Origin of the sequence: Mammaliicoccus sp. FSL K6-3158 (genome assembly GCF_038005105.1) — a bacterium.
GTDB lineage: Bacteria > Bacillota > Bacilli > Staphylococcales > Staphylococcaceae > Mammaliicoccus > Mammaliicoccus sciuri.
Genome location: NZ_JBBOSL010000001.1, coordinates 1,308,116 through 1,333,485 on the forward strand (window position 1 = coordinate 1,308,116; position 25,370 = coordinate 1,333,485).

The following is a 25,370-nucleotide window of genomic DNA, read 5'->3' on the forward strand; positions in this document are numbered from 1 at the left end:
ATATATTAGTTTGGTAGTAGACTGAATACTTGTGCAATAATATAAATTGCTGCTAAGAATACGAAACCAATTATAAATCCAAATCCAGAGTCTTTAACATCATTGTTACGCCCTTGAGTATTTTCACCTTCAAATCTGTTCATATGACTCCCTCCTATACTTACTTTCATTATATGATATTAAACTTAAAAATGCTATACTTAATTAGAACTTTATAAGAGAGGGAGACTTATTTTGGAAGACAATATTGTATTGAATTATGGTGCAGTAAATGCACTTATCGAGAAAAAATCTGACGAAATTATAAATCAATATTTAGCTGGAGAAAGAGACGATTTTAATTATGTTAAATTTGATTTATATGAAACACCTATTTCAAGTGCGATAGAAGAATCATTAACTTTACCATTCCTCTCAGACAAAAAAGTCGTACATATTAAGAATGCTTACCTTTTTACAGGAGAAAAAGTTAGTACTCAAATCAATCAAAATACCGATCAATTAATTCAATTTATTGAACAGTATGATGGTGAAACGTTAGTCGTATTTGATGTGTTTAATGAGAAATTGGATGAAAGAAAGAAACTCGTTAAAACAGTTAAGAAGAATGCAAGACTTAATAAAATTGACCAAATGACCGAACAAGAAATTAAACAGTGGATTAAATCTTATTTGCATGATCAATATAAAGATATTAAAGAGGATGCTTTAATAGAATTTTTAGAACTAACAGGTATTCAATTTAACATTATTAAAGCAGAATTAGATAAATTAGTGTTATTTATTGGCGATGAAGCGGTTATTAATAAACAAGACGTTAAAGAAATTGTGAGTCGTTCTCTAGAACAGAATGTATTTTTGTTAACGGAATATATTCAAAAAGGTCAAAAAGAAAAGTCTATTAATTTACTGAAAGACTTAATCAATATGAAAGAAGAGCCGATTAAGCTTTTAGCGTTAATCACAAGTAATTATCGCTTGTATTATCAATGTAAAATTCTTGCTGGTAAACATTATAGCGAACAACAAATTGCTAAAACGATTGGTGTACACCCATATAGGGTTAAACTGGCACTTCGTATTACGAGAAAGCTATCACTTGATCGATTATTAGCAACTATCGATATTTGTGCTGATACAGATTACCAATTGAAATCTTCATATATGGATAAAGTGCTCATACTAGAACTTTTCATTTTAAAAATATAAAGCTTGAGTTTGAAATTTCATTCCACAAAAAAAGGGCGTGACACAGAATGTTCTGTGTCACGCTCTCACATAATTAGTTAGCTTTTGACATTAAGCTTGATTTAATTCTATCAGCTTTATTTGAATGAATTAGATTGTTTTTAGAAGCTTTATCAACTTTCTTAACAGCTAATGAAACTAATTCAGCTTTGTTTTCAGCATTGTTTTCGATTGCAGTTTTAGCAGCTTTAACAGCTGAACGCATATCATTTTTTTGTGAAATGTTTGCAGCGTCTTTCTTTTCTGTAACAGAAACACGTTTAATAGCAGATTTAATGTTTGGCATGAGAGTCACCTCCTAAAAATGTTGTCCGTGATCAAAGAATTTTTGATTGCAACAAAAAATATTTTATCAAATGTAGGGCATAAGTGCAATGATTATTTACACATTCCTTATAAAGCATAACACTTTATTGATAGTTTGATAATACGTTTGCATTTATTTCATAAAGACGGTATCATATCAAAGATGCGACTTACATTTAATACATGTAAAATTAACGAGAAAGTTGGAGTTCAAATGGACAGAACTAAACGCCTAGAGCGCCAAAATAAAATTAGAAACTTTTCTATCATTGCTCATATTGACCATGGTAAATCTACGTTAGCTGATAGAATTTTGGAAAATACTAAAAGTGTAGAATCACGTGATATGAAAGAACAATTATTAGATTCTATGGATCTTGAAAGAGAACGTGGTATAACAATAAAGCTTAATGCTGTTCGATTAAATTATACTGCTAAAGATGGGGAAACATATATCTTACACTTAATTGATACACCGGGGCATGTCGATTTTACATATGAAGTTTCAAGATCACTTGCAGCATGTGAAGGTGCGATTTTAGTTGTAGATGCTGCACAAGGTATCGAAGCACAAACGTTAGCGAACGTTTATTTAGCATTAGATAATGACTTAGAATTAATACCTGTCGTAAATAAAATTGATTTACCCGCAGCTGAACCTGAGCGTGTTAAACAAGAAATTGAAGACGTTATTGGTTTAGATGCAAGTGATGCAGTACTCGCAAGTGCTAAATCTAATATTGGAATTGAAGACATATTAGAGAAAATTGTAGAAATGGTACCACCTCCAGAAGGTGATCCAGACAACCCACTACAAGCGCTTATTTTTGATTCTTCTTTTGATGCTTATAGAGGTGTAATTTCTTCTATACGTGTTGTTGAAGGTTCAGTTAAAGCTGGAGACAAAATTCAAATGATGTCTACAGGTAAGACATTTGAAGTTACTGAAGTTGGTATTAATACACCGAAACAACTTCCAGTTGATACGTTATCTGTCGGAGATGTAGGATACATTGTAGCTTCAATTAAAAATGTTGGAGATTCCAATGTCGGTGATACAATCACTTTAGCTGACAGACCTGCTGAGAAACCTTTAAAAGGGTATAAAAAGATGAATCCAATGGTATTCTGTGGATTATATCCAATTGATAATAGTAAATATAACGATTTGAGAGAAGCGCTTGAAAAGCTTCAACTTAATGATGCATCTTTAGAATTTGAAGCTGAAACTTCTCAAGCATTAGGCTTTGGTTTCAGAACAGGCTTCCTAGGTTTACTACACATGGAAATTATTCAAGAAAGAATTGAAAGAGAATTTAATATTGAACTTATTGCGACTGCACCATCAGTTATTTATGAATGTGAATTAACAGATGGCGAAAAATTACAAATTGATAACCCGTCACAATTTCCAGACCCACAAAAAATCAACAGAATTTATGAACCATATGTTAAAGCAACAATGATGGTTCCGAATGATTATGTTGGTGCTGTAATGGAACTCTGTCAGAAAAAACGTGGTAACTTTAAGACGATGGATTATTTAGATGATATTCGTGTAAATATTATTTATGAAATTCCATTATCTGAAGTCGTATTTGATTTCTTTGATCAGTTGAAATCGAATACGAAAGGTTATGCATCATTTGATTATGAATTAATCGGGTATCAAGAAAGTAAACTTGTAAAAATGGATATTTTATTAAATGGAGATAAAGTGGATGCATTAAGCTTTATCGTCCATAAAGAGTTTGCATACGATAGAGGTAAAGCAATAGTAGATAAATTAAAAACATTAATCCCTAGACAACAATTTGAAGTACCAGTTCAAGCAGCAATTGGTAATAAAATAGTAGCTCGAACAAACATTAAATCTATGGGTAAAAATGTTTTAGCAAAATGTTACGGTGGGGATATTAGCCGTAAACGTAAGTTACTTGAAAAACAAAAAGCAGGTAAAGCTAAGATGAAATCAGTAGGTAATGTGGAAATTCCACAAGATGCATTCTTAGCCGTGCTTAAAATGGATGAAGAATAATTTTGAAACAGCTGCATAATATGTAGCTGTTTCTATTTTTAAAGGAGCGTTTATATGGCAAAAAGTGTATATATTCATATACCTTTCTGTGTGAGAATTTGTACTTATTGTGATTTTAATAAGTTCTATATTGCTAATCAGCCGGTAGATGAGTACTTAGATTGTTTGATAAAAGAGATGTCAACGAGAAAAGATAAAGAAGTTGAGACAGTATTTGTAGGTGGAGGTACACCAACAGCATTATCTGAAGCACAACTTGAAAGATTACTTCAAGCGATTAACGATTTATTTGTGATTACAAAAGAATATACTTTTGAAGCTAATCCAGATGAATTAACAGAAGCAAAAATAAAATTACTCAAACAATATGGTGTGAATAGATTATCATTAGGTGTTCAAACATTTGATGATGAATTGTTAAAAGTATTAGGAAGAACTCATCATAGTGACGATATTGAAAAAGCAGTTACTTTATCTAGAAAACATAAAATCCCTTCTGTAAGTTTAGATCTTATGTTTCACTTACCTGGTCAAACAATAGAACAATTTGATGATTCACTCAATAAAGCACTATCACTTGATGTAGATCATATTTCAAGTTATGCACTTATACTTGAACCAAAGACGCAATTCTACAATTTATATAGAAAAGGGCGTTTAAAATTACCTAATGAAGATTTAGGTGAAGAAATGTATCAACATTTGAAAAAGAAATTAGCAGGCTCTATCCTTAATCAATATGAAATCTCTAACTTCTCGAAAGAAGGACATGAATCTCTTCATAATAAAGTATATTGGAAAAATGAAGAATATTATGGTTTCGGTGCAGGTGCACATGGCTATATTAATGGTGTGCGCTATGGAAATATTAATCCGGTTAATCAATATATTAAGAAGTTAATGAATGGTAAAATGCCAGTATTGCAAAGTACAGAAGTTTCATTGAAAGAACAAATGGAAGAAGAAATGTTTCTTGGATTAAGAATGACAAAAGGTGTGTCAAAAACTAAATTCCAGAATAAATTTGACCAATCAATAGAAGATGTATTTGGTCAACATGTGAAAGAACTCATCGAACAAGAGTTACTACTGGATGAGAAAGACTATTTACGCTTAAGTAATCGCGGACAAATAATCGGAAATGAAGTGTTTGAGAAGTTTTTATTAAGCTAAAAATATGTATTTAAAAAAGATATAAAAATTGAATGCTTTAACGTTGACTTTCTTTGACCAATTTGATAAATTATAATTAGCACTTAGGAAGATAGAGTGCTAATCGAGGTGATGACATGATTACTGAGAGGCAATTACAAATTTTGAATGTAATTGTTGAGGATTATGTTGAGTTAGGACAACCAATTGGTTCTAAGTCGATTATTGAAAGGCATCAATTGCCGATTAGTCCAGCGACAGTTAGAAATGAAATGAAACAATTAGAAGATTTGAACCTTCTTGAGAAGACGCATACGTCATCAGGTCGTATTCCTTCTGAACAAGGAATTAAGTATTATGTTAATCAATTACTTGAGTATAAATCTCAAAGCAAGAAAAGCTTAAATTGGTTTGAACATTTTCAAGATAAAAATCAATATGATGTAAACGCAATGCTTAAATGGTTAGCATTAGAAATTTCAAATCGATCACATTATACAACTGTAGTACTCGGACCTAATAAATTTTCAAGATTTATATTTGAAATTCATTTTGTGAGAGTCAGCCCAACTCATCTCATGGGCGTCATTGTATTTACTGATGGTTATGTAGAGAAAGTTCATATTCAAATTCATGAATCTTTAAATCAATTACAGATTGAGAAATTTATGAACTACTTAAACCAGTATTTTAAGCAAAATACTTTAACTACAATGATAAAAACGTTAGAATCATTATCGTTGTCATTCATTGATCATGAATTTATTAATAATTTTAAACAAGCGTTATTAACGCAAATTAATGATCATAATGAAGAAATGTTTCTAGGTGGTAAGATGCACCTAATTGATGCGTTAGATGTAACGAATGTATCCATGATTCAATCGATTTTAAAGTATCTTGAATCTGAACGTATCGCTCAATTTTTAAATGAAACATCAAATGATTCGATAAGTGTCAAAATTGGACAGGAAATTAATAAAGATTTACACGGTATTTCAATTATTAGTACCAATTATGAAATTTCTGGTGATATAACTGGTCATTTAGCCGTTATTGGTCCAACTGCAATGCATTATAACAAAGTGATTCAACTTTTGAATCATTTTTAAATAAGGAAAGAAAATGGAGGGCATGAAATGACGGAAGAAAAGCAAAATGAACAATTCGATGAAACAAACGATCAAACTCAATCTGTCGCTACTGAAGAAGTAGAAGCAAATGAAACTGAAGAGAATGTTGAAGAGGTTGAGCAAGATAAAGTAGTCGAAATTCCGGAAGCTGAACTCGAACAACTTAAACAAAAAGCAAATGAAGAAGAAGAAAAATACTTACGTTTATATGCTGAGTTTGAAAACTATAAACGTAGAATGAAACAAGAAGCAAGCATTATTAAAGATTATCAAGCACAACGTGTACTTACAGATGTATTACCTGCGCTAGATAATATGGATCGTGCACTTAAACAAGAAGGTGAGTCTGAAGACTTCTTAACTTTCAAAAAAGGTGTAGACATGGTTTATAACGATTTACTTAAATCATTAAAAGATAATGGTTTAGAAGAAATCGAATCATACAATCAACCATTCGATCCAAATGTACATCAAGCAGTTATGCAAGATAATAATCCTGACTTTGAATCAGGTGTTGTAACTGAAGAGTTACAAAGAGGATATAAATTGAAAGATCGTGTTTTAAGACCAGCAATGGTTAAAGTAAACGAATAATGAACTCGATGATTAATTAATAATAAATTGGAGGAATAATTCTTATGAGTAAAGTAATAGGTATAGACTTAGGTACAACAAATTCAGTAGTTTCAGTATTAGAAGGTGGAGAACCTAAAGTAATCCAAAATCCAGAAGGTAACAGAACAACACCATCAGTTGTTGCATTTAAAGATGGAGAAACACAAGTTGGTGAAGTTGCTAAACGTCAAGCAGTAACTAACCCAAATACAATTCAATCAGTTAAACGTCATATGGGTACTGATTATAAAGAAAAAGTTGAAGATAAAGAATATACACCACAAGAAATCTCAGCTATGATTTTACAAAACTTAAAATCAACTGCTGAAAGTTATTTAGGTGAAAAAGTAACAAAAGCTGTTATTACAGTTCCAGCTTATTTCAATGACTCAGAACGTCAAGCAACTAAAGATGCTGGTAGAATCGCTGGTTTAGAAGTAGAACGTATTATTAACGAACCAACTGCAGCAGCATTAGCTTACGGTTTAGATAAAACTGAAACTGATCAAAAAGTATTAGTATTTGACCTTGGTGGTGGTACTTTCGATGTATCTATCCTTGAATTAGGTGACGGTGTATTCGAAGTATTAGCAACTGCAGGTGACAATAAACTTGGTGGTGACGATTTCGATGACGTTATCATTAAATATTTAGTTGAAGAATTCAAAAAAGAAAATGGCATAGATTTATCACAAGATAAAATGGCATTACAACGTCTTAAAGATGCTGCTGAAAAAGCTAAAAAAGACTTATCAGGCGTATCTTCAACTCAAATTTCATTACCATTCATCTCTGGTGGCGCAAATGGTCCATTACACTTAGAAACAACACTTTCAAGAGCTAAATTTGAATCATTAACAAGCGATTTAGTAGAAAGAACAATGGGTCCAACTCGCCAAGCTATGAAAGATGCAGGATTATCTAATTCTGATATCGATGAAGTTATCTTAGTTGGTGGGTCAACTCGTATCCCAGCTGTTCAAGAAGCAATCAAAAAAGAAATCGGTAAAGAACCTAACAAAGGTGTTAACCCTGATGAAGTAGTAGCTATGGGTGCTGCAATTCAAGGTGGCGTAATCACTGGTGATGTTAAAGACGTAGTATTACTTGACGTTACACCATTATCATTAGGTATCGAAACTATGGGTGGCGTATCTACAGTATTAATCGAAAGAAATACAACAATCCCTACATCTAAATCTCAAGTATTCTCTACTGCAGCTGATAACCAACCAGCAGTTGATATTCACGTATTACAAGGTGAACGTCAATTAGCAGCAGATAACAAAACGCTTGGTCGATTCCAATTAACGGATATTCCACCAGCTCCACGTGGTGTGCCACAAATCGAAGTATCGTTTGATATCGATAAAAATGGTATCGTTAATGTAACAGCTAAAGATCTTGGTACAAACAAAGAACAAAAAATTACGATTGAATCAAGCTCATCATTATCAGATGAAGAAATCGATCGTATGGTTCAAGATGCAGAGAAAAATGCTGAAGCAGACAAAAAACGTCGTGAAGAAATCGATTTAAGAAATGAAGCAGACCAAATGGTATTTACTGTTGAAAAAACTTTGACTGATCTTGGCGATAACGTTGATGAAAGCGAAAAAGTTAAAGCTGAAGAAGCTAAAGAAGAATTGAAAAAAGCACTTGAAGGTACTGATATAGAAGATATCAGAACTAAAAAAGATGCACTTCAAGAAATCGTACAACAATTATCTGTTAAAATGTATGAACAAGCTGCACAAGCACAACAAGGTGCTGAAGGCGCTGAAGGCCAATCTACTTCAAACGATGATGACGTAGTTGATGCTGATTATACAGAAGTCAACGAAGACGATAAAAAATAATACTAATCATTAAAAAGTCAAAGTCAATGTGATTGGCTTTGACTTTTTTAATTCATATACGTATTATAAATCAGTGTGTAAAGGAGAGATTACATTGGCAAAAAGAGACTATTATGAAGTGCTTGGCGTATCCAAAGATGCTTCTAAAGATGAAATAAAAAAAGCTTATCGTAAATTATCAAAAAAGTACCATCCTGATATCAATCAAGAAGAAGGTGCTGACGCAAAGTTTAAAGAAATTTCAGAAGCATATGAAGTGCTAAGCGATGAAAACAAACGTGCGCAATACGACAGATTCGGTCATAGTGGTCCGCAACAAGGTTTCGGTGGATCACAAGGATTTGGAGGACAAGACTTCTCTGGATTCGGTGGCTTTGAAGATATATTCGGATCATTCTTTGGTGGCGGTGGCGCTAGAAGAGATCCTAACGCTCCAAGACAAGGTGATGACTTACAATATAGCATGACATTAACATTTGAAGAAGCTGTATTTGGTACTGAAAAAGATATTACAGTTCGTAAAGATGTGGAATGTGAAACTTGTCATGGTAATGGTGCTAAACCTGGCACTAATAAAAAAACTTGTACGTACTGTAACGGACAAGGTCATGTAACAGTTGAACAAAATACAATTCTAGGTAGAATGCAAACACAAAAAGTTTGTCCTGAATGTGAAGGTTCTGGACAAGTATTTGAAGAAAAATGTTCAGATTGTCATGGTAAAGGAACTCAAAACAAAAAAGTTACAATCAAAGTGAAAGTACCTGAAGGTGTAGATAACGACCAACAAATTCGCTTAGCTGGTAAAGGTGGTCCAGGTATAAATGGTGGACCTGCAGGCGATTTATATGTTGTGTTCAGAGTGAAACCACACAGTAAATTTAGACGTGATGGAGACAATATCTTCTATGATTTAAATCTATCATTCCCTCAAGCTGCACTTGGTGATGAAATTACTGTTCCTACATTAACTGGTAATGTATCATTAACAGTTCCAGCAGGTACGCAAACTGGTAAACAATTTAGATTGAGAGAAAAAGGTGTTCAAAACGTTCATGGTTACGGTAAAGGTGATTACTTTGTAACTGTAAAAGTTGTAACACCAGATAAAATGACTGAAAGACAAGAAGAACTATTACGTGAGTTTGCAGAAATAGGTGGAGAAACAATTACAGAACAACCATCAAGCTTTAAAGACAGAGCCAAAAAGTTTTTTAAAGGAGAATAGCCTGTGAATTGGATTGAGTATTCTATCATGATAAATAGCGAAGCAGAACCAGAAGTTACAGTATTGTTAAATGAATTAGGTGCAAATGGTGTCGTAATTGAAGATTCAGCAGAATTAAAGAAAGAACATACAGACGTATACGGTGAGATTTATGAATTAAATCCCGCAGATTATCCTGATCAGGATATTAGGGTCAAATGTTATTTTAATGAATTAGTATTTACGGATCAATTAGAACAAGACATTCAAGAAACTATTGCAAATGTAAATGGCATCCAGTCAGAAATTTTATCGTTTGAGAAGACGATTATTAAAGAATCAGATTGGGAAAATGAATGGAAAAATTATTTCCATCCGTTTAAAGCTTCTGAAAGATTTGCGATTGTTCCGAGTTGGGAACAAGAAGGATATCAAAATAATGAAGGTGATCTTTGCATCAAACTAGATCCAGGTATGGCTTTTGGTACAGGTGACCACCCAACAACAAGTATGTGTTTAAGACATATAGAAGAGGTTGTACAACCTCAGCATAAGATAATTGATGTTGGTACAGGTTCGGGTATTCTTAGCATAGCTTGTCATTTACTAGGAGTAAACGACATTAAAGCGGTGGATTTAGATGATTTAGCAATTAAAGTTGCTAAAGAAAACTTTGAAATCAATGATTGTGAGAAAGATATCATCGCAGATACTGGCAATTTGCTTACTGAAGAAACAGAACAATATGACGTGATTATTGCAAATATATTAGCCCATATTATTGATTTAATGATAGAAGATAGTTATGAAAGATTGAATAATAATGGCTACTTTATTACTTCAGGCATTATTGAAGAAAAATCCGATGAAATAATTGAAAAACTACAAAATACTGGTTATACTATCGAAAAAGTACTACGTGAAGATGGTTGGGTTTCAATACGAGCTAGAAAGTAGGAGAAATGATGCAAAGATATTTCTTACAAGAAAACGCTGAGTTAAATCAGCGTTTTTTTATACATAATACGGATGATATACATCATATTAAAAATGTGATGCGCAAAAGTGTTGATCAAGAAATTATATTAACTTTTGAAGATCAAAAGTCGTTAATTTCAAAAATCATTGCTTTTCATGACGATAGCATTGAGTTAGAAACGGTAGAAGACATTACAAGGCAAACGGAACTACCTGTTGATATAACGATTGCAAGTGGGCTTATTAAAGGCGATAAATATGAATGGTTGCTTCAAAAAGCAACTGAAATGGGTGCGCATCATTTTATTGCTGTCCAATCCGAAAGATCTATTGTTAAATTAGACGAGAAAAAAATATCTAAAAAATTAGATAGATGGCAAAAAATTGTTAAAGAAGCTAGTGAACAAAGTATGAGACTTACAATACCAAGTATAAAGTATAAGTCGAATTTTAAATCAATTTATGATAATATGAATGAATATGATTATGTAATAATAGCTTATGAAGAAGAAGCTAAAAGTGGGGGAACAAGCAAATTTCATCAAATTGGTTCTAACCTTAAACATGGACAAAAGGTTTTAATGATATTTGGACCAGAAGGTGGATTAACTGAAAATGAAGTTAATCTGTATGATGATGCTATTAAGGTGAGTTTAGGACCTAGAATATTAAGAGCTGAAACCGCTCCATTGTATGCTTTAGCTGCTTTAAGCTATCAATTAGAATTAATGAGGTGAATAAATTTGGCTACAGTAGCGTTCCATACGTTAGGTTGTAAAGTAAACCATTATGAAACTGAAGCAATTTGGCAATTATTTAAGGAAAATGATTACGAAAGAGTAGATTTTGAAACGAACGCTGACGTCTTTATCATTAATACTTGTACAGTAACAAATACAGGTGACAAGAAGAGTAGACAAGTGATTAGAAGAGCAATACGTAAAAATCCAGATGCAGTTGTTTGTGTAACGGGTTGTTACGCTCAAACATCTCCTGCAGAAATTATGGCAATTCCGGGCGTTGATATTGTTGTAGGTACTCAAGATAGACATAAACTTATTTCTTATATTGAGGACTATAAACAAAGTAGACAACCTATTAATGGTGTAGGTAATATTATGAAAAATAGAAAGTATGAAGAATTAGAAGTACCATACTTTACTGACAGAACACGTGCATCATTAAAAATTCAAGAAGGCTGTAATAATTTCTGTACTTTCTGTATCATTCCTTGGGCAAGAGGGTTAATGAGATCAAGAGATCCTGAACAAGTTGTAAGCCAAGCAACGACACTTGTAAATTCAGGATATAAAGAAATTGTTTTAACAGGTATTCATACAGGTGGATATGGTGAAGATTTAAAAGATTATAACTTGGCGCAATTATTAAGAGATTTAGAACAAGTTGAAAATCTTGAAAGAATTCGTATTTCATCTATAGAAGCAAGCCAGCTTACAGATGAAGTTATTGATGTTATTGATAAATCAACTAAAGTTGTAAGACATCTTCATATACCATTACAATCAGGTTCTGATACTGTATTGAAACGCATGAGAAGAAAATATACGATGGCACACTTCTCAGAAAGATTACAAAAATTGCATAAAGCTTTACCAGGTTTAGCAGTTACAAGTGACGTAATTGTTGGATTCCCTGGTGAAACTGAAGAGGAATTCCAAGAAACATATGACTTCATTGTTAAACATCAATTTTCTGAATTACACGTGTTCCCTTATTCTATGAGAACAGGAACACCAGCAGCTAGAATGACAGATCAAATTGATGAAGAAGTAAAAAATGAACGCGTACATCGTTTAATTGAATTATCAAATCAATTAGCTAAAGATTATGCTTCTAAATTTGATCAAACTGTATTAGAAGTGATTCCTGAAGAAAAAGGTTCTACAGATGGTGAACTTGTTGGATATGCAGATAATTACATGAAGATTGAATTCGAAGGCGATGAATCATTAATTGGAGAGTTAGTGAAAGTGAAAGTTGTTACACCAGGTTATCCTATCAATAAAGGTAAACTTGTAAAAGTTGTAGATCATGCAACAAATAAAGACGAAAGATTAGTTGCATATTAATATTCATAACAAATGATTATTGACTTAAAAAATGACTTATTTTATAATGTTTAAGTACATAGTAATATATACTATGTAAATGACATATAAAGCTTTGTTGATATTTGGAGGGAGGGAAATACAGATGTCTAAAACAGTAGTTCGTAAAAACGAATCAATCGAAGATGCATTACGTCGCTTCAAACGTACAGTTTCAAAAAGCGGTACGATTCAAGAAGTGCGTAAACGTGAGTTCTATGAAAAACCAAGCGTTAAGCGTAAGAAGAAATCAGAAGCAGCACGTAAACGTAAATTTAAATAATTAATTTTTTATTGAACTCCCTCAATGAATATTAATTAATTATAATGAACAATATTTAACGTTGAACGTCATAAAGAACACATAAACGATATCGTTTATGTGTTCTTTTATTTATTTGAAAAACATTTAAGTTTATAAATTTAGAATATTATGTATATACGTTTTAGTTCACGCCTATTTTATTGTATAATAAATATGAGGGGTGAGATTATTGACATCAAGGTATGAATACATATTTGCTTATTTTCAGAACAACTTGAATTTAGGTATTGTTTCAAGTCAAAGCATGTCGTCTATTGGTGAGTTTATTACGACCCCATTAGTCACATTGATACTGACTTGTATTATTTTTCTAGGTGCACTATATCAATTATATTCAGAACGTATTAATTTTGCGGGAATTTTAAGCTTTATTTGTACACTTATCTTTTTCATTGGCTACGTTATAATTGATGAAATTAGTTTGATTTCTGTTTTACTTTTTGGGATTGGTGCATTATTAGTAATAATTGAATTATTTGTTATAGGAGCAGTACTAGGTATCCTTGGTTTTATTGCCATTATTGGTAGTTTTGTATTAGTTGGAGAAAATATCTTAACTATGGGTATGATTATTGCTGTAGCATTAATTCTAACAACGATAGAGTGGGTGATATTAGTGAAAGGATTTAATCGTAAAATACCATTCTTTGATAAAGTCATTCTTAGAGACTCTACAAATAAAGAATCTGGCTATACATCTCATGATGATAGAAGTCATTTGATTGGCAAACTATGTACAACATACACAGCGTTGAGACCCTCAGGAATTATACTTGTTGATGACGAAAGAATAGATGCTGTTTCAGATGGTAGTTTTATTCAGAAGGATAAGCAAGTCAAAATTGTACAGGTTGAAGGTACAAGAGTTGTCGTAAGAGAAATTTAATTTAGACAAGGAGAGAAATGCATATGTTATCAGGTTTAATTGCTTTTGTAATTATTGCTGTCATATTAATCGTACTACTTATGATTTTATTCTCATTTGTACCAGTAGGATTATGGATTTCAGCTATTGCAGCAGGCGTAAAAGTAGGTATTGGTACTTTAGTTGGTATGCGTTTAAGACGTGTATCACCTAGACGTGTTATTAACCCATTAATTAAAGCTCATAAAGCTGGTTTAGCATTAACAACGAACCAGTTAGAATCTCATTATCTTGCAGGAGGTAATGTTGATAGAGTAGTTGATGCAATTATTGCGGCTCAAAGAGCAGAAATCAACTTAGTATTTGAAAGAGGGGCAGCGATTGATTTAGCTGGTCGTGACGTTTTAGAAGCAGTTCAAATGTCCGTTAACCCTAAAGTAATTGAAACACCATTTATCTCAGGTGTTGCGATGAATGGTATCGAAGTAAAAGCGAAAGCTAGAATTACAGTTAGAGCAAACATTGATCGATTAGTCGGTGGTGCTGGTGAAGACACAATCATCGCACGTGTTGGTGAAGGTATTGTATCAACTATTGGTTCAAGTCAACATCACACTAAAGTACTTGAGAATCCAGATAGTATTTCACAAACAGTATTAAGTAAAGGTTTAGATTCAGGTACAGCATTTGAAATCCTATCAATCGACATTGCTGATGTAGATATCGGTAAAAACATTGGTGCAGACTTACAAACTGAACAAGCACTTGCTGATAAAAATATTGCACAAGCTAAAGCCGAAGAACGTCGTGCTATGGCCGTTGCTACTGAGCAAGAAATGAAAGCAAGAGTACAAGAAATGCGTTCTAAAGTTGTTGAATCAGAAGCAGAAGTACCACTTGCAATGGCAGAAGCACTTAAATCAGGCAATTTAGGTGTTAAAGACTACTATAATTTAAAAAATATAGAAGCTGACACTGGCATGAGAGAAGCAATCAATAAGAGTACGAAGCCACAAGATTCTAATTCACCGAACCAATAAGAGAGGTGATTTAAAATGGAAATAGGCATTATCATCTTTGTTATTTGGGTGATTTTTAGTGTCGTGAGCGGTATAATCGAAGGCGCTTCTAAAAATAAAAAGAAAAATAAGCAACCTCAAACAAGACAAAGATCGAATCCAGTAAATAGACAAGCTGAAGAAAAGAAGAAATCTGCTGAGCAAGAATTACAAGACTTAGTTAATAAGTATGAATCTTATAAACAGAAAGCAGAAACAAGTTCAACTGAACGAATGTCTGGCCATTATAAAAACTTAGCTGATCAACTTGCAAATCATCTTAAACAATATAATATAGATGTTGAAAAACCTGTTGTTCAAACTCATAAAGTAGAACAACAACCGGAGCAAATTTCAAGTGAGCATGAGAATGCTTATATCAATCAGAGAAAAGAACAAATTCATAAAAATAGACCTAAAAAACAACAAGAAGCAATCAAACAGTTATTGGCATACAGCCAAGAAGAGAAAAAGTCTTTAATGAATGTACAGCGTGAAAGTATAGATGATGTTGAAAAGGAAGCAGAGCAAATTATCAACAACACAGAACTTTCAGAAAGAACGAGAAGAGCTATGGTTAAACAACTCTATTTAAACAGTAAACATAAGTTTAACGATGAAGCAATCAATGTTGATGAAAACCAAGTCGTAAATGGTATCATTTGGTCAGAAATTTTAAAAAGACCGAATGAATTAAAATAACGAATATAAACAGGCTGGGACATAATGTAATGTCTCAGCTTGTTTTAGTATCTTGGCAGTAGATGACTGAATTGAAAATTCGCTTGTACCAAACTTTTTTCAACACTAGTCATCCTTGCTGGGGCGGAACTACGAAATCTTTTTATACAAATTAGATTTCTGTTCCGCTCCCTTTTTATATTCACAAAAATACTATTTAGACTTACAATAAAGGTAGGATTCAAGAGGGTGTGATAAAAATGGTATTTAAGAAAAGGCAGAGTATATTATCTATTATCATTTCGATTTTATTATTATTCATTGCTTTGATACCGCTTTTTATAAGTAATAAGTATTTAATAGTCATTACTTTTATTCTCGTTTTTCTTATAATTTTAAACATTCTTTTTGAGAGATACACAATAAAAGAGCATTTTTTATCCATAAGAAGAGGATTATTCAAAAATCGTTACAATATCTATGATATCGATCAAATTAATATGACTAAATCTATAGAAGGCAACAGTATGTTAGAAATTGTTTCAAAAGGTGAATTGGTCGAAAAAGTGAGTCCAATTGAAGAACGTGAGTTTATAATTACATTAATACGCATTAATCCTAAAATTAAATTAAATAATAGTAATAGATTACATGAATATGAAAAAGTTAGAAATCTCATTATTGCGCGTGAAAAACTAAATAATATACAAAATAAAGTGCATAAGATTGCACGTTACAATAAGGTTTGGTACATTTAAAGTGTCAACAATTCAACTTATAAAGGAGATATTTAATGCCTACATTAATTCAAATCGAGAATATGGATCAAGCTCAAGCTCTATTGGGTAATGGAGATGAGCATATAAAGTATATTGAAAATGAACTCGAGGTGGATATTTTAACACGTGGACAAGAAATTGCTGTCCGTGGTAAACGTATAGAAAATGTTGAAAAAGCTGAAAAAGTATTATTGAACTTACTAAAAGTAATCGAGAGTGGTGCGAGTATAACTATTAATGATGTACAAGCAGCGGTTAAAATGGCTGATAAAGGAACAATCGATCAACTGATTAATTTATATGATGAAGAAATCACTAAAGATAGTAATGGTAAAATAATAAGAGCTAAAACAATGGGTCAAAGAGTATATATCAATAATATAAAGAACAATGACTTAGTATTCGGCATAGGTCCAGCAGGTACAGGGAAGACTTTCTTAGCAGTTGTAATGGCTGCAAGAGCATTGCGTCTAGGACAAGTAAAACGTATCGTATTAACGCGTCCTGCAGTAGAAGCGGGTGAATCATTAGGTTTCTTACCAGGTGATTTAAAAGAAAAAGTAGACCCTTATTTAAGACCTTTATATGATGGGCTTCATACAGTGTTAGGAACTGAGCAAACATCACGCTTAATTGAAAGAGGTACGATTGAAATCGCACCACTTGCTTATATGAGAGGTCGAACATTAGATGATGCGTTTGTAATCCTTGATGAAGCACAAAATACGACACACCCACAGATGAAGATGTTCTTAACAAGATTAGGTTTCGGTTCAAAAATGGTAGTAACAGGTGACCGTACACAAATCGATTTACCTAAAGGTGTTAAAAGTGGATTAATTGAAGCTGATCAACGATTAAGTGGTGTAAAAGGGGTAGCAATGACTTACTTAGAACAAACAGACGTTGTGAGACACCCATTAGTAGGTAAAATAATAAACGCATACGAAGAGGAGAAATAATATGCTAACAATGGATTTTATTGATGAGCAACAAGTAATTGATGAAGATACAAAAAATCAAATTGAATCATTGCTCACTTTTGCTGCTAAAAAGGAAAATATTACTGAAGAAGCAGAACTTTCAATTTCATTTGTCGATGAAGAAGAGATTCAAGCTATTAATCGTGATTATCGCGATAAAGATAAAGTAACAGATGTTATTTCATTTTCATTAGAAGAAGATGAGCCTGAAATAGAAGGCTTAGATATGCCTAGAGTATTAGGTGATATTATCATCTGTCTTGAAGTTGCTAAAGAGCAAGCTGAGTCTTATAATCATAGTTTGAGTAGAGAATTAGGATTTTTAGCATTACATGGATTTTTACATTTACTAGGTTATGATCATATGACTGAAGAAGATGAAAAAGAAATGTTTTCTCGACAAGATGAAATATTAAATGAATTTGGATTAACACGTGAATAAATTTGTAAATCGCTTTAAATTTCCTTTAGCAGGTTTAGTGACCATTCTCAAAAAAGATAAAAACTTTTTATTACATCTTATATTCGCTGTACTTGTATTGATTGTTAGTTTAATATTAAATCTCAATACATTTGAATGGTTGTGGATTTTATTTGCAATATTTAGTGTACTCATTGTAGAGGTTCTCAATACTTCTATAGAGTATGTAGTAGATATGTTTACGGATGAATATAACTTACTTGCTAAACATGCTAAAGATACTGCCGCTTTAGCCGTTTTATTAACATCAATAATAGCTGCAATAATCGGGATAGTGATATTATTACCAAAAATAATATAAACATATAGGGGGAAATGGTATGGAATTCAAACAAGAGTGGTATGAAGGTGCAAGAGAAGCACAAAAGAGAGCATATACTCCATATTCTAAATTTAACGTAGGTGCATATTTAGTTACGAAAGATGGTAAAGCTTATTATGGTGCTAACATTGAAAATGCAGCTTACCCATCAACAATTTGTGCTGAGAGGTCTGCACTCGTTGCAGCAATGTCAGATGGGTATAGACCGGGAGACTTCAAATGTATTACAGTTACAGTAGATGCTGATAAACCATCATCTCCATGTGGAACATGCAGACAGGTGTTAAAAGAGTTATGTGATGATGACATGCCAGTATTTTTAACACATCAAACAAATGAAAGAATTGAAACTACAGTTAATGAATTATTACCTTTAGGTTTCTCAGGAAAGGATCTAGAATAAATGAATGAATTTAAATCAGGGTTTATATCTATTATAGGTAGACCTAATGTAGGTAAATCTACTTTTATGAATAAAGTTATTGGTCATAAAGTAGCGATAATGTCTGATAAAGCACAAACGACTCGAAATAAAGTACAGGGTGTATTAACAACTGATGATGCTCAAATGATATTTATTGATACACCAGGTATTCATAAACCTAAACATGCTTTAGGTGACTACATGATGAAAATCGCTAAAAATACTTTGAAAGAAGTAGATTTAATTATGTTTATGGTTAATGTTGATGAAAGTATCGGTAAAGGCGATGAATACATTATCGACTTGTTGAAACAAACGAAAACACCAGTATTTTTAGTATTAAATAAAATAGATTTAATTCACCCTGATCAACTATTAGTTGAAATTGAAAAGTATCAAAAAACAATGGATTTTGCAGAAATTATTCCAATTTCAGCATTAGAAGGATTAAATATTGAAACACTACTAGAACAATTTAAAAAGTATCTCGAAGAAGGTCCAATGTATTATCCTAAAGATCAAATTTCTGATCATCCAGAACAATTTGTTGTAGCTGAGTTGATAAGAGAAAAAGCATTACACCTTACGAATCAAGAAATACCACATGCTATCGGTGTGAACGTCGATAAAATGACAAAAGCAGAAGGTGAGAAAGTCCAAGTAGAAGCAACAATTTATGTTGAAAGAGACTCTCAAAAAGGTATTGTCATTGGTAAAGGCGGTAAAATGCTTAAAGAAATAGGTAAACGTGCAAGAAGAGATATTGAAATGCTACTTGGCTCAAAAGTATACTTGGATTTATGGGTTAAAGTACAAAAAGATTGGCGTAATAAACCTAATTTCATTAAACAAATTGGTTATAGAGAAGACGAGTATTAAGTAGAATGGAGGCGATGATATAATGCTTTATAAACAAGAAGGATTTGTCATTCGCTCTGTAGATTATGGTGAAAACAATAAAATCATCACTATATTAAATGAACACGGTCATAAAGTTCCACTAATGGCGCGTGGTGCTAAAAAAACAAGTCATCCACTACAAGGTGCTACTCAGCCCTTTGTACATGGCTTGTTTATTTTTTCGAAGTTTAAAGGAATGGGCACATTATCATCAGCTGATATTATTAACAGTCATAGAACGATGCAATCCGATATTTTTAAAAGTGCATATGGTGCATATTGTATAGAAGTCGTAGATAAGGCGTTAGAAGCGGAAGAACATGATGTATTCTTTTATGAATTATTGTTAGGTGTATTCCAAGCAGTAGAAAGAGGCGTTGACGCAGATACGATGAGCATGATAGTCGCGTTGAAATGTATGCCTAAATATGGATATGAACCAACTTTCAATGCGTGCGTCATAACAGGAGATATGGATCAACAGCAATTAAATGCATATAGTTTCAAATATAATGGACCACTTAGCAATCAAGCATTAATACATGATGAACATGCATATCGAATATCTAATAGAGCATTATATTTTATGAATCTCATGTATCAATTGCCGATTAAACATTTAAATAGCTTTAAAATAAGCGAACAAGTCAAAAAAGAAATACAAACTTTAATTGATAACATGTATGACGAATACGTTGGTGTTGTATTTAGAACCAAAAAATTACTCAATCAACTTGAAAACTTAAAAATGTAAAAACTTCAATAGTTTGTATTAAAAAGGTAAGCTAATTTACAAAAGTCGGTGGAACTGTAAATAAGAGCGCTTATAATTACAAAACTCATAAGAAGTGTTAATAAGAACAAGCATTAATGTCATTTCTTTATATTTTCCCAACAACTTAATCATAAAAAAACAGAGCAAAACTTAATTAATAAGTTTTTGCTCTGTTTTTTGTTTAGTATTAGAATCTAATTTTTTCAGCTAAGAAGTTTTCAACTTCATCAATTGGCATACGTACTTGTTCCATTGTGTCTCTGTCACGTACTGTAACTTGGTTGTCTTCTAATGAATCGAAGTCAAATGTGATACAGTATGGTGTACCAATTTCATCTTGTCTACGGTAACGTTTACCGATTGATTGTGACTCATCAAAATCGATTGCAAATCTTTCACTTAATTTTTCATATACTTTAATAGCATCTGGTGAAAGTTTTTTGCTTAATGGTAAGATTGCTGCTTTATATGGTGCTAAAGCAGGGTGGAAATGCAACACTGTACGTTGATCTTTCTCGCCTTCATTTTCTTCTTCGTATGCGTCACATAAGAATGCTAATGTTACACGGTCAGCACCTAATGATGGTTCGATACAGTAAGGAATGAATTTTTCATTTGTTTCTTGATCGTGATATTTGAAGTCTTCACCACTGAATTCACTATGTTGTTTTAAATCATAATCTGTTCTTGAAGCGATACCCCAAAGTTCTCCCCAACCAAATGGGAATTTGTATTCGATATCAGTTGTTGCATTTGAGTAGTGACTTAATTCGTCTTCGTCATGGTCACGTAATTTTGTATTTTCTTCTTTAATACCTAAATCTTTTAACCATTTTGCAGCAAAGTCTTTCCAGTAATTTTGCCATTCAATTTCAGTACCAGGTTTACAGAAGAATTCAAGTTCCATTTGTTCGAATTCTCTCGTTCTGAAGATAAAGTTACCAGGTGTAATTTCGTTTCTGAATGATTTACCAACTTGCGCAATACCGAATGGTAATTTTTTACGCATTGAACGCTGAACGTTTTTATAGTTTACGAAAATACCTTGCGCAGTTTCAGGACGTAAGAAAATTTCGTTTGTAGAAGATTCGGTAACACCTTGGAATGTTTTGAACATTAAGTTGAATTGACGAATGTCTGTCCAGTTTGCTGTACCACTTTCAGGACAAGTGATCCCTTTATCATCAATTAATTGTTTCATTTCATCAAAGCTCATACCGTCAGCAATAAAGTTCTCATCACCTTCAACATTATGCATGTAATCTTCAATTAATTTATCTGCTCTGTAACGAATTTTAGAATCTTTGTTGTCTATCATTGGATCGTTAAAGTTTGATAAGTGACCTGAAGCTTCCCAAGTTCTTGGGTTCATTAAAATAGCTGCATCTAATCCAACGTTGTATGGAGATTGTTGAACAAACTTTTGCCACCATGCTTTTTTAATGTTATTTTTTAATTCAACACCAAGTGGACCGTAGTCCCAAGTGTTTGCTAAACCACCATAAATTTCACTACCAGGGAATACAAACCCTCTATGTTTTGCTAATGTTACTACCTTATCCATATCTTTTGCCATAAAAATTCACTCCTCAATTAAATTAAAAAAGCCCCAAGACATCATCAAATAATGCCTTGGGACGAGTATATTACCCGCGGTTCCACCCAAATTAGTGTAGCCACTCACTTTTTATAAAATTTTGTAAGCCAAAACTTTAATGTTAAGCTTTCACCATCCTTAACTCGCTTTTATTTCAAAGTTAATTAAAATATAGCACGGTATGAGAGAGTTATCAAGTGAAAACAGATATTCAAATTGAGCAATATTTGCGTTACATGTTATAATTAATCTATCTGAATTGTGTTCGAAGGGGTGAGAGCAATCGAATTAAATCAAAGACAAGAACAAATTGTACAAATTGTTAAGAACAATGGACCCATTACAGGAGAAAAAATAGCTGAACGATTAAATTTAACAAGGGCAACTTTAAGACCAGATTTAGCAATTTTAACAATGGCAGGTTATCTTGATGCAAGACCAAGAGTTGGATATTTTTATACAGGGAAATCAAGTACACAATTGTTAAGTGATTCAATTAAAAAAATGACCGTAAAAGAATCGATGGCGATACCAGTCGTAATAGAAGAAAGTATTTCTGTATATGAAGCAATATGTAAGATGTTTTTAGAAGATGTCGGCACATTATTTGTCATCAATAAAGAAGGCAATTTAATCGGCGTTTGTTCGAGAAAAGATTTACTAAGAGCAGCAATAGGTGGTCAAAGTTTAAAAGATACACCGGTTAGTATTAATATGAGCAGAATGCCAAACATAACAGTATGTTTAGAAGATGATTTATTGATTTATGCAGCTAAATTATTAATTGATAAACAAATTGATGCGATACCAGTTGTCAAAAAACTTAAAGGCGACAAAATGAAAGTAAAAGGCAGAATTACAAAAACAACAATCACAAGAGCATTTGTTTCACTTATTGAAGATGAGTAGGAGGAATTAGTTAAATGGAAGAGATAAGAATAATTATAGCATCCGATTCAGTAGGAGAAACGGCAGAGCTTGTTACTAAAGCATGTACGTCTCAATATAAGACAGAAGGAAATGCTTTAGATATTGTAAGATTACCGTATATAGAGAATGAAAGTAATATTAATGAAGTAGTATCATTAGCATTAGAACAAAAATCTATAGTCGTTTATACATTGGTGAAACCTGAAATGCGATTATACTTAAAAGAAAAATTAGAAGAAAATAATATAGAAAATGTAGACATTATGGGTCCATTGATGAGCATTTTAAGCAATGAACTTAATGAAGCCCCACTTAATGAGCCAGGCAATATTCATAAATTAGATGAAGATTATTTCAAGAAAATTGAAGCAATCGAATTTGCGGTTAAATATGATGATGGTAGAGATCCACGCGGATTACCAAAAGCTGATATCATTCTTATAGGTGTATCTAGAACTTCAAAAACGCCATTGTCACAATACTTGGCACATAAACGTTATAAAGTAATGAATGTACCATTAGTGCCTGAAGTTGCACCGCCGGAAGGATTATTTGAAATTGATCCAAAGAAATGTATCGCTTTAAAAATTAATCAAAAAAACCTTAATGCGATTAGAAGAGCAAGATTAATTCAATTAGGTTTAAGTGATGATGCTAATTATGCTAAAGATGATAGAATCGAAGAAGAATTAAGATACTTCGAGGAAATTGTTGAAAAAATTGGTTGTCCTGTACTAGATGTTTCTGACAAGGCAATAGAAGAAACAGCAAATGACATTATTAAAATCATTACACAACAAAACCGTTAAAGGGTGACAGGATGCGTATAGAACAAGAACTCATTAATGAAATACGTGAGAAGAATGACATATTAGATGTTGTAAGTGAATATGTGAAACTTGAAAAAAGAGGACGTAATTATATTGGATTATGTCCTTTCCATGATGAAAAGACACCTTCTTTTTCAGTATCAGAAGATAAACAAATTTGTCATTGCTTTGGCTGTAAAAAAGGTGGCAATGTTTTTCAATTTATTCAAGAAATTAAAGGGATATCATTTGTTGATGCAGTGAGAGAACTTGGTGATAAAGTAGATATTCATATAGAACAGCAAGAAACAGCACCAACTGAAGGTATTGTGGATGATCACATAAAAATGATCGAAATGCATGAGTTAATGGCAAATAACTACCATTATATATTGAAGCATACTGAAGAAGGTGAGGCAGCTTTAAACTATTTGAAATCAAGAGGCTTCACGGAAGAATTGATTAATGATAGGAAAATTGGATATGCACCAAATCATTCGAAATTCACGCATGACTTTTTAGAGAAAAATGGTTATGATGCTGTACTTGCATATGAAGCAGGCTTGTTAAGCCGAAATGATGAAACTTTTGATTACTTCGATCGATTCAGAGATAGAATCATCTTTCCTTTGTTGAATTTCCAAGGTAAGACAGTTGGTTTTTCTGGTAGAACATATACGGACCAATCGCCTAAATATTTAAACAGTCCAGAAACGCCAATATTCCAAAAAAGAAAAATGTTATACAACGTTGATCGAGCAAGGAAATTTATAAGACAAAATGATGAAGTCATTCTGTTAGAGGGATTTATGGATGTTATCAAATCATTTGAAGCGGATATTAAACAAGTTGTGGCAACGATGGGTACAGCATTATCTAGAGAACACGTTACAATGGTCAAAAAACTGGCATCTAATGTAACTTTACTGTATGATGGAGATTTCGCAGGTAAAGAAGCTGCCATAAATGTTGGTAAAGACTTATTAAATGAAGGATTAAATGTCTTTGTTGTCAATTTACCAAAAACGATGGACCCTGATGATTATATTACAGAATACGGAAGTGATGCTTTCAAATCATTCGTTGAAGGGCAAAAACAATCATATGTTACATTTAAAGCGCAACAATTATATTATGCCAACGAAAATAATGATTTAAAACATGAACAACATATTGAAGAGTTGATTCATGACATCAATCTGATTCAATCGGAATTTTTAAGAAAAAAAGTATTGCAACAAGTAGCAGATTTGTATAAAGTAGATGTTAACAGTCTAAAAAATCGACTTTCGCCTAATATTGTTCAAAATTATACCGATTATAATAATTTCGTTCCTGAAATGAAGGAAAAAAAACTTGATAAAATCGGTCGAGCAGAGCAAGCGTTGTTAAAACATTTTATGAATCATAAACAGCTATTTTTAGAATATCATTCTAGGATTAATCAAGAAGACTTCACTTCATTGAATAATAGAGTGATTTTTTCACGTTTAAATGGGTATTATAAGAATAACGATGTTTTTAACATAAGTGATTTTTCAAGTTACATTGAAGAACATCAAATCATTGAAACGGTTATGTACCTAGATTCATTGCTAATCAATGATGAACCAGAGACAGAAGAAATCGAAGACTACATTAGGATTATTTGTCCTAACGAACACAAAGAAAATTCCATAGAATATTTGAATCAACAATTGAATAAAGCAATGCAAGCAGGCGATATCGCACTGCAAAGGCAATATTTAGAACAAATTGTACAATATAATCGGAATAGAATGTAAGAGTTAATAACCC

At 32.4% G+C, this 25,370-nt stretch carries 27 protein-coding genes; 24 read left to right on the forward strand and 3 right to left on the reverse strand.

Annotated elements, in window-relative coordinates; genetic code table 11:
- Positions 1-5 precede the first annotated feature (5 nt).
- Positions 6-143: a YqzM family protein gene (locus tag MHH94_RS06545; protein WP_075577996.1), complete on the reverse strand. Its 138-nt coding sequence runs from the start codon at positions 141-143 to the stop codon at positions 6-8.
- A gap of 91 nt (positions 144-234) precedes the next feature.
- On the opposite strand from MHH94_RS06545, the gene holA reads away from it, so the two are divergent.
- Positions 235-1,209: a DNA polymerase III subunit delta gene (gene holA, locus MHH94_RS06550; RefSeq protein WP_058592278.1), complete on the forward strand. Its 975-nt coding sequence runs from the start codon at positions 235-237 to the stop codon at positions 1,207-1,209.
- A gap of 73 nt (positions 1,210-1,282) precedes the next feature.
- On the opposite strand, the gene rpsT is transcribed toward holA, so the two are convergent.
- Complete coding sequence (gene rpsT, locus MHH94_RS06555; protein WP_058592279.1) at positions 1,283-1,534, reverse strand: 30S ribosomal protein S20; 252 nt, start codon at positions 1,532-1,534, stop codon at positions 1,283-1,285.
- Positions 1,535-1,768: 234 nt separating this feature from the next.
- On the opposite strand from rpsT, the gene lepA reads away from it, so the two are divergent.
- The 20 genes from lepA (at position 1,769) to recO (ending at position 20,216) form a co-directional block, all read left to right on the forward strand.
- Positions 1,769-3,592, forward strand: a complete 1,824-nt coding sequence (gene lepA, locus MHH94_RS06560; RefSeq protein ID WP_058592280.1) for a translation elongation factor 4 — start codon at positions 1,769-1,771, stop codon at positions 3,590-3,592.
- Between the two features lie 54 nt (positions 3,593-3,646).
- Complete coding sequence (gene hemW, locus MHH94_RS06565; protein ID WP_058592281.1) at positions 3,647-4,765, forward strand: radical SAM family heme chaperone HemW; 1,119 nt, start codon at positions 3,647-3,649, stop codon at positions 4,763-4,765.
- Between the two features lie 116 nt (positions 4,766-4,881).
- Positions 4,882-5,856 carry a heat-inducible transcriptional repressor HrcA gene (hrcA, locus tag MHH94_RS06570; RefSeq protein ID WP_058592282.1) on the forward strand — a complete coding sequence of 325 codons (975 nt, stop codon included), beginning with the start codon at positions 4,882-4,884 and terminating at the stop codon, positions 5,854-5,856.
- Positions 5,857-5,883: 27 nt separating this feature from the next.
- On the forward strand, positions 5,884-6,471 hold the full coding sequence (gene grpE, locus MHH94_RS06575) for a nucleotide exchange factor GrpE (RefSeq protein WP_037588350.1): 588 nt from the start codon (positions 5,884-5,886) through the stop codon (positions 6,469-6,471).
- A gap of 44 nt (positions 6,472-6,515) precedes the next feature.
- Positions 6,516-8,351, forward strand: coding sequence for a molecular chaperone DnaK (gene dnaK / locus MHH94_RS06580; protein WP_058592283.1), 1,836 nt, complete (start codon positions 6,516-6,518; stop codon positions 8,349-8,351).
- Positions 8,352-8,445: 94 nt separating this feature from the next.
- Positions 8,446-9,579 carry a molecular chaperone DnaJ gene (gene dnaJ, locus MHH94_RS06585; protein WP_048539687.1) on the forward strand — a complete coding sequence of 378 codons (1,134 nt, stop codon included), beginning with the start codon at positions 8,446-8,448 and terminating at the stop codon, positions 9,577-9,579.
- 3 nt (positions 9,580-9,582) lie between these two features.
- Entirely contained in the window at positions 9,583-10,515 is a 933-nt protein-coding gene (gene prmA / locus MHH94_RS06590; protein ID WP_340840232.1) for a 50S ribosomal protein L11 methyltransferase, read from the forward strand.
- 8 nt (positions 10,516-10,523) lie between these two features.
- A complete protein-coding gene (locus MHH94_RS06595) occupies positions 10,524-11,273 on the forward strand; it encodes a 16S rRNA (uracil(1498)-N(3))-methyltransferase (RefSeq protein ID WP_048539689.1) in 750 nt (249 codons plus the stop codon).
- A gap of 6 nt (positions 11,274-11,279) precedes the next feature.
- Entirely contained in the window at positions 11,280-12,626 is a 1,347-nt protein-coding gene (gene mtaB / locus MHH94_RS06600) for a tRNA (N(6)-L-threonylcarbamoyladenosine(37)-C(2))-methylthiotransferase MtaB (RefSeq protein ID WP_058592285.1), read from the forward strand.
- Positions 12,627-12,750: 124 nt separating this feature from the next.
- Positions 12,751-12,927 carry a 30S ribosomal protein S21 gene (gene rpsU, locus MHH94_RS06605; protein ID WP_016998564.1) on the forward strand — a complete coding sequence of 59 codons (177 nt, stop codon included), beginning with the start codon at positions 12,751-12,753 and terminating at the stop codon, positions 12,925-12,927.
- Positions 12,928-13,138: 211 nt separating this feature from the next.
- Complete coding sequence (locus MHH94_RS06610; RefSeq protein WP_171992074.1) at positions 13,139-13,855, forward strand: NfeD family protein; 717 nt, start codon at positions 13,139-13,141, stop codon at positions 13,853-13,855.
- A 23-nt stretch (positions 13,856-13,878) separates the two neighbouring features.
- Positions 13,879-14,874 carry a flotillin-like protein FloA gene (gene floA / locus MHH94_RS06615; protein WP_025904203.1) on the forward strand — a complete coding sequence of 332 codons (996 nt, stop codon included), beginning with the start codon at positions 13,879-13,881 and terminating at the stop codon, positions 14,872-14,874.
- A gap of 15 nt (positions 14,875-14,889) precedes the next feature.
- Positions 14,890-15,594 carry a hypothetical protein gene (locus tag MHH94_RS06620; RefSeq protein WP_058592286.1) on the forward strand — a complete coding sequence of 235 codons (705 nt, stop codon included), beginning with the start codon at positions 14,890-14,892 and terminating at the stop codon, positions 15,592-15,594.
- Positions 15,595-15,833: 239 nt separating this feature from the next.
- Positions 15,834-16,331 carry a PH domain-containing protein gene (locus tag MHH94_RS06625; RefSeq protein ID WP_340840246.1) on the forward strand — a complete coding sequence of 166 codons (498 nt, stop codon included), beginning with the start codon at positions 15,834-15,836 and terminating at the stop codon, positions 16,329-16,331.
- Between the two features lie 35 nt (positions 16,332-16,366).
- Positions 16,367-17,314, forward strand: coding sequence for a PhoH family protein (locus MHH94_RS06630; RefSeq protein WP_058592288.1), 948 nt, complete (start codon positions 16,367-16,369; stop codon positions 17,312-17,314).
- Between the two features lies 1 nt (position 17,315).
- Complete coding sequence (ybeY, locus tag MHH94_RS06635) at positions 17,316-17,777, forward strand: rRNA maturation RNase YbeY (protein WP_025904199.1); 462 nt, start codon at positions 17,316-17,318, stop codon at positions 17,775-17,777.
- On the forward strand, positions 17,770-18,117 hold the full coding sequence (locus MHH94_RS06640) for a diacylglycerol kinase family protein (protein WP_058592289.1): 348 nt from the start codon (positions 17,770-17,772) through the stop codon (positions 18,115-18,117). Before ybeY ends, MHH94_RS06640 begins: the two co-directional genes overlap by 8 nt.
- Positions 18,118-18,136: 19 nt before the next feature.
- Complete coding sequence (cdd, locus tag MHH94_RS06645; protein ID WP_025904197.1) at positions 18,137-18,541, forward strand: cytidine deaminase; 405 nt, start codon at positions 18,137-18,139, stop codon at positions 18,539-18,541.
- Positions 18,542-19,441, forward strand: a complete 900-nt coding sequence (gene era, locus MHH94_RS06650) for a GTPase Era (RefSeq protein WP_048539694.1) — start codon at positions 18,542-18,544, stop codon at positions 19,439-19,441.
- A 22-nt stretch (positions 19,442-19,463) separates the two neighbouring features.
- Positions 19,464-20,216: a DNA repair protein RecO gene (gene recO, locus MHH94_RS06655; protein ID WP_058592290.1), complete on the forward strand. Its 753-nt coding sequence runs from the start codon at positions 19,464-19,466 to the stop codon at positions 20,214-20,216.
- A gap of 208 nt (positions 20,217-20,424) precedes the next feature.
- Here recO and MHH94_RS06660 read toward each other — a convergent pair whose 3' ends face one another.
- A complete protein-coding gene (locus tag MHH94_RS06660; protein ID WP_025904194.1) occupies positions 20,425-21,813 on the reverse strand; it encodes a glycine--tRNA ligase in 1,389 nt (462 codons plus the stop codon).
- Positions 21,814-22,107: 294 nt separating this feature from the next.
- Here MHH94_RS06660 and MHH94_RS06665 point away from each other — a divergent pair, with 294 nt between their 5' ends.
- Genes MHH94_RS06665 through dnaG form a run of 3 tightly spaced genes read left to right on the forward strand, consistent with a single transcriptional unit; the run spans position 22,108 to position 25,357 of the window.
- The gene (locus tag MHH94_RS06665) at positions 22,108-22,743 is read left to right on the forward strand and encodes a helix-turn-helix transcriptional regulator (RefSeq protein ID WP_037588327.1); all 636 of its coding nucleotides are present in this window, start codon (positions 22,108-22,110) and stop codon (positions 22,741-22,743) included.
- Positions 22,744-22,757: 14 nt separating this feature from the next.
- The gene (locus MHH94_RS06670; protein WP_037588325.1) at positions 22,758-23,573 is read left to right on the forward strand and encodes a pyruvate, water dikinase regulatory protein; all 816 of its coding nucleotides are present in this window, start codon (positions 22,758-22,760) and stop codon (positions 23,571-23,573) included.
- An 11-nt stretch (positions 23,574-23,584) separates the two neighbouring features.
- Positions 23,585-25,357 carry a DNA primase gene (gene dnaG / locus MHH94_RS06675; RefSeq protein ID WP_058592291.1) on the forward strand — a complete coding sequence of 591 codons (1,773 nt, stop codon included), beginning with the start codon at positions 23,585-23,587 and terminating at the stop codon, positions 25,355-25,357.
- The last annotated feature ends 13 nt before the right edge of the window (positions 25,358-25,370 follow it).

Bases quoted from the DNA above. Each gene is read 5' to 3' on its own strand.
- MHH94_RS06545 (WP_075577996.1), bottom strand. From the start codon at position 143: ATGAACAGATTTGAAGGTGAAAATACTCAAGGGCGTAACAATGATGTT.
- rpsT (WP_058592279.1), bottom strand. From the start codon at position 1,534: ATGCCAAACATTAAATCTGCTATTAAACGTGTTTCTGTTACAGAAAAG.
- era (WP_048539694.1), top strand. From the start codon at position 18,542: ATGAATGAATTTAAATCAGGGTTTATATCTATTATAGGTAGACCTAAT.
- ybeY (WP_025904199.1), top strand. From the start codon at position 17,316: ATGCTAACAATGGATTTTATTGATGAGCAACAAGTAATTGATGAAGAT.
- hemW (WP_058592281.1), top strand. From the start codon at position 3,647: ATGGCAAAAAGTGTATATATTCATATACCTTTCTGTGTGAGAATTTGT.
- MHH94_RS06620 (WP_058592286.1), top strand. From the start codon at position 14,890: ATGGAAATAGGCATTATCATCTTTGTTATTTGGGTGATTTTTAGTGTC.
- lepA (WP_058592280.1), top strand. From the start codon at position 1,769: ATGGACAGAACTAAACGCCTAGAGCGCCAAAATAAAATTAGAAACTTT.
- hrcA (WP_058592282.1), top strand. From the start codon at position 4,882: ATGATTACTGAGAGGCAATTACAAATTTTGAATGTAATTGTTGAGGAT.
- grpE (WP_037588350.1), top strand. From the start codon at position 5,884: ATGACGGAAGAAAAGCAAAATGAACAATTCGATGAAACAAACGATCAA.
- MHH94_RS06660 (WP_025904194.1), bottom strand. From the start codon at position 21,813: ATGGCAAAAGATATGGATAAGGTAGTAACATTAGCAAAACATAGAGGG.
- MHH94_RS06595 (WP_048539689.1), top strand. From the start codon at position 10,524: ATGCAAAGATATTTCTTACAAGAAAACGCTGAGTTAAATCAGCGTTTT.
- recO (WP_058592290.1), top strand. From the start codon at position 19,464: ATGCTTTATAAACAAGAAGGATTTGTCATTCGCTCTGTAGATTATGGT.
- rpsU (WP_016998564.1), top strand. From the start codon at position 12,751: ATGTCTAAAACAGTAGTTCGTAAAAACGAATCAATCGAAGATGCATTA.
- MHH94_RS06630 (WP_058592288.1), top strand. From the start codon at position 16,367: ATGCCTACATTAATTCAAATCGAGAATATGGATCAAGCTCAAGCTCTA.
- MHH94_RS06670 (WP_037588325.1), top strand. From the start codon at position 22,758: ATGGAAGAGATAAGAATAATTATAGCATCCGATTCAGTAGGAGAAACG.
- MHH94_RS06625 (WP_340840246.1), top strand. From the start codon at position 15,834: ATGGTATTTAAGAAAAGGCAGAGTATATTATCTATTATCATTTCGATT.
- dnaK (WP_058592283.1), top strand. From the start codon at position 6,516: ATGAGTAAAGTAATAGGTATAGACTTAGGTACAACAAATTCAGTAGTT.
- dnaG (WP_058592291.1), top strand. From the start codon at position 23,585: ATGCGTATAGAACAAGAACTCATTAATGAAATACGTGAGAAGAATGAC.
- floA (WP_025904203.1), top strand. From the start codon at position 13,879: ATGTTATCAGGTTTAATTGCTTTTGTAATTATTGCTGTCATATTAATC.
- cdd (WP_025904197.1), top strand. From the start codon at position 18,137: ATGGAATTCAAACAAGAGTGGTATGAAGGTGCAAGAGAAGCACAAAAG.